Origin of the sequence: Kerstersia sp., assembly GCF_052103615.1 — a bacterium.
In the GTDB taxonomy this organism is placed as follows: domain Bacteria; phylum Pseudomonadota; class Gammaproteobacteria; order Burkholderiales; family Burkholderiaceae_B; genus Kerstersia.
In genome coordinates this window covers 1-4,291 of the sequence record NZ_JBQEKA010000136.1, presented here as the reverse complement: position 1 = coordinate 4,291, position 4,291 = coordinate 1, and the positions used below count along the sequence as shown (strand labels likewise).

The window sequence follows — 4,291 nt, the reverse complement described above, 5'->3', positions numbered from 1 at the left end:
GAGAACGCCGCCCAGAGGACGGATCATGCAAAAAAGCGGGTGGCTGACAGCGAACCGGTATCGTCGGCGGCGCCAAAAACGGCGCGGCATGCGGTGGGATAACGGTTCGGAAAGACGATTCGGAAAGTGTGCCGGCCCGGTTGGGGCGGAGCGGCAGCATGAGGCGCGGGAGCTTGGGGAATCGCTGGCGCCGAAAAATGAAACGGCCTGTATTTCTACAGGCCGTTTCAAAATCTGGTGGGTTGTGTAGGGTTCGAACCTACGACCTACGGATTAAGAGTCCGCTGCTCTACCAACTGAGCTAACAACCCATGCTTTGTTCGACTGACTTCGATATTTTCGTTGTGCGTCGAGCGAAGAATTAAATTATACGACGTTTTTTTGGTGTGTCAAAGTTTTTTTCGGTTTGAGGAAAAAAATATCGGCAATCGGGTTGGGTGGGCGGCATGGGAAGGTGCTGCCAGGCCTGGCGCTTTGGTCGAGGTCCGTCAGCAGCGATTGGGCACGCCCTGGCAGGAGGCAGTGCCATGCTTTTTGCGGCAAGGTGTGATCCGCGTTCTGGCGTCAGAGATTGTCGTCGTCGGTGCGGAACCAGCCGGTTAGCGACCAGCGCGCGCGCTGGCAGGGCAGGACGGCATGGGGAATGGTGTCGGCACGGAAGAGGGCCAGCCTGCCCATCAGGGGGGCAATGCGCGCGATTTCAGTGTCCGGGCCGGCAGGATCGTAAATGCACAGTTCGCCGCCGTCACCGGCTTGCCAGCTATCGTTCAGGTACAGCACCATGGAAATTTTCCGGTAGCTGGTGTCGCGATGCTGGTCTATGTGCCTGGCGTAGCCCGCGCCGGAGCCGTAACGGGCATAGTGGCATTCCAGGCGTTTGAGGCCCAGGAAGAAATACCGGTTCAGGAGGGTTTGCAGTTCATTGAACCAGTGCTGGAAGTCTATGCAGGCAGGGTGCGGGTCAGTGTCTTCCAGCCAGCAGATCGTGTCGCCGCGAATGTCCGTATTGCGTTGCTGCATCAGCGAACGGCCAATGCGGGCGGGATGAAACAGACCGGTTTCCCAGCGGTGTTTTCCTTCTGTCAGCAGACGATGTGCCAGTTCCGCTGGAATGATGTCGTCTGACACTGTCCAGCCTTGATGTTCCAGATCATGCAGCAGCCTATCGGGGATGATGGGCACGATGCGCTGCTACCGCAGGAAACGCTTGAACGGGAACCAAGGATGCGATCGCAGTCTCCGAAGAGGAAAGGCTATGGCGGAAGCCGATTTTATCGGAGGGCAGGGAGAAAGAAAATTGTTTTTTTGGGGCGGGCGCGGGGTGTTTGCCGCAGGAACCGCCTTGCCCGCAGTCAGGCAGGCAGATTTTCCTGTTGCGCGACTTTATGCAGCAGTTCGCGCAGCATGGCGCGTTCTGCGGTGCTGAGATGGCGCAGCAGATGGCGTTCCATTTTCAGTGAAATATCATGGCTCTGGCTAGCCAGGGTTTCGCCGTCGGCGGTCAGGACAATATGCACGGAGCGGCGGTCGGTGGCATTCGGCTCCCGGGTCAGCAGGCCGCGCTGGGCCAGGCGGTCCAGCATGGTCGTGACGTTGGGCGCAGGAATGGCCAGCGCCTGGCCCAGTTGTTTTTGCGTCACGTTGCGGTTGTGCGCAATCAGCAGGAGCATGGAGAACTCGGCCGGCCGCAAATCCAGCGGCTTGCCGATATGCTTGAAAAATGTCTTGCGCGACGGGACATCAGCCAGCGCGAGCTGGTGGCCGAGAACATGCTGCAGGCAGCTGAGGTCCAGGGTTTCCTGATCCTCGGCGGCATCTTGATTGAGGGTATCCATGGCCATAATCATAATGGAGCCCGAGGCGCCCGCGTCAGCAGGATGGCAGCCAGGGCAGGGCCGCCTGCCGTGTGCTGACCCGTTGCAGGCGCAGCGCCAGTTCCGGCAGCAGCCATTCCATGCCATAACGGCAGGTGTCCAGCTTGGCGGCATACCAGGGGTCTGCCTGTTCGCTGGCGGGCAGTTGCAGGACGGTGCGGGCGCTGCGCAGCCAGGCCCAGCCCATCAGCAGCAGGCCGGCGGCATGCAGGTAATCATCGGCAATGCGCAGCGGCCATTCCGGGTCTTGCAGCGCGCCTGCGGCCAGCGCGCGCGTGGCATCTTCGAACGCCTGGATGGATTGCGTCAGGGTCGCGGCCTGCGCAGCCAGGGCAGGCAAGGCGGCGGCAGCGTTGGCGTCGGCGCGCAGTTCGGCAAGCAGGTCCAGCAAAGCTGGCGCCAGGCCGCCCTCCGGCGTCAGCACCTTGCGTTGCAGCAGGTCGATCGCCTGGATTTCATTGGTGCCTTCGTAAATCATGGCAATGCGGCTATCACGCACGCTTTGCTCTATGCCGTATTCATGCACATAGCCATGTCCGCCCCAGATTTGCAGCGCGGCATTGGCGCCGTAGTGGCCATGGTGGGTCAGATAGGCCTTGACGATGGGAGTGAGCAGCGCCACCCGGGCCCCCGCGCTGCGGCGGCGGGCGTCGTCGGGGTGCTGCTCGGATTCATCGAGCTGCACGCCGGTCCAATATGACAGCACACGCAGGCCTTCGGTCATCGCCTTGAGCGATAACAGCGTGCGGCGCATGGCCGGATGCAGTGCGATCGGGTCGGCGGCGCTGGCGGGTTGGCCGTCGGGCCGGGAACGGACGCGCGATTGCTGGCGTTCCTGCGCATAGCGCAGCGCATTCTGGCTGGACAGTTCCAGGTGCCCCAGGCCTTGCATGCCGACCTGTAGGCGCGCGGCATTCATCATGACGAACATGGCGTTTAGGCCGCGATTGGGTTCGCCGATCAGCCAGCCGGTGGCGGCTTCGAAGGACAGCACGCAGGTGGCACTGCCCTTGATGCCCATTTTCTTTTCGATCCCGTCGCAGCCCACCCCATTGCGGCTGCCGTCGGGCAGGATGTGCGGCACCAGGAAAAGGCTCAGCCCGCGGCTGCCTGCGGGGGCATCGGGCAGCCGCGCCAGCACCAGGTGGACGATATTTTCAGTGAGATCCTGGTCGCCGCCGGAAATGAAGATTTTGTTGCCGCTAATGCGGACTTCGGCGCCAGGCCCCATGTCGCCGACAGGCTGGGCGCGTGTGCGCAGCAGCCCCAGGTCGCTGCCAGCGTGGGATTCCGTCAGCCCCATGGTGGCGAGGTATTCGCCGCTGACGATTTTGCGCAGGTAGGTTTCCTGCAGTTCGGGCGTGGCATGGGCCTTCAGGCATTCATAGGCGCCATGCGCCAGGCCGGGGTACATGGCCCAGGCGTGATTGCAGCCCGTCAGCATTTCATAGAAAGCGGCATTGAGCAGCTGCGGCAGCCCCTGGCCATCCCAGGCCGGGTCGCAGGCGAGTGCCGGCCAGCCGCCTTCGCAGAAAGCGGCATAGGCGGCGCGGTAGCCATCCGGCGTGCTGACGGCGCCGTCCTGCCAGCGGCAGCCTTGCAGATCGGCCGGGCTATTGATGGGCAGAAGGACTTCCTTGGCGAAACGGCCGGCTTCCTGCAGCACCTGGGCGGCGGTATCGCCATCGAGGTCCGCAAAGGCAGGCATGGCGGCCCATGAGGCAGGGGCCTGCAGCACGTTGTCGATGACAAAGCGCATATCGCGCAGTGGCGGTTCATATTCCCACATGATTTTTCCTTCCTGTGCGCCGGCCTGGCCGGTGCGGTAAGAGATGTATTCGCGGCAGCCAGGCGTCAATGATGGGCGGTGCCCAGATAGGTTTCGGCCACGCGCGGATCATCGGCCAGTTCGGAGGCCGGGCCGTGCAGGGCGACGTCGCCGGTTTCCAGCACATAGCCGTAGTCGGCGATTTCCAGCGCGGCGCGGGCATTCTGTTCGACCAGCAAAATGCTCACGCCGGTGGCGCGCAACTGTTCGATGATGCGGAAAATTTCCTTCACGATCAGTGGCGCTAGGCCCAGGCTGGGTTCATCGAGCATCAGCAGTTGCGGCTCGCCCATCAGGGCGCGGCCGATGGCAAGCATCTGGCGTTCGCCGCCGGACAACGTGCCGGAGAGCTGGCTTTGGCGTTCGCGCAGGCGCGGGAACAGCTCGAATACCTGTTCCAGGCCCTGGGTCGCCGGGCGCGGGTGCAGCAGCGAGCCGCGCAGCCGGTAGCCGCCCAGCAGCAGGTTGTCGCGCACGCTCATGGTGCTGAACAGGGCGCGGGTTTCCGGCACCAGCGCCAGGCCTTGCTGCACACGCGCTTCCAGCCGGCTGTTGACGATTTCCTTGCCTTGATAGCGGATGCTGCCCT

At 62.9% G+C, this 4,291-nt stretch carries 4 protein-coding genes and 1 tRNA gene; all 5 read right to left on the bottom strand.

What is annotated here, in order from left to right; genetic code table 11:
• Nucleotides 1-235: 235 nt before the first annotated feature.
• Nucleotides 236-311 (bottom strand) — tRNA-Lys (locus ACTJGZ_RS15800).
• Between the two features lie 253 nt (nucleotides 312-564).
• A complete protein-coding gene (locus ACTJGZ_RS15795) occupies nucleotides 565-1,182 on the bottom strand; it encodes a 2OG-Fe(II) oxygenase (RefSeq protein WP_441663846.1) in 618 nt (205 codons plus the stop codon).
• Nucleotides 1,183-1,352: 170 nt separating this feature from the next.
• On the bottom strand, nucleotides 1,353-1,835 hold the full coding sequence (locus ACTJGZ_RS15790; RefSeq protein WP_441663845.1) for a MarR family winged helix-turn-helix transcriptional regulator: 483 nt from the start codon (nucleotides 1,833-1,835) through the stop codon (nucleotides 1,353-1,355).
• A 34-nt stretch (nucleotides 1,836-1,869) separates the two neighbouring features.
• Complete coding sequence (locus tag ACTJGZ_RS15785; RefSeq protein ID WP_441663844.1) at nucleotides 1,870-3,663, bottom strand: acyl-CoA dehydrogenase family protein; 1,794 nt, start codon at nucleotides 3,661-3,663, stop codon at nucleotides 1,870-1,872.
• A 65-nt stretch (nucleotides 3,664-3,728) separates the two neighbouring features.
• On the bottom strand, nucleotides 3,729-4,291 hold a 563-nt coding region (locus ACTJGZ_RS15780; RefSeq protein WP_441663843.1), incomplete at its 5' end, for an ABC transporter ATP-binding protein.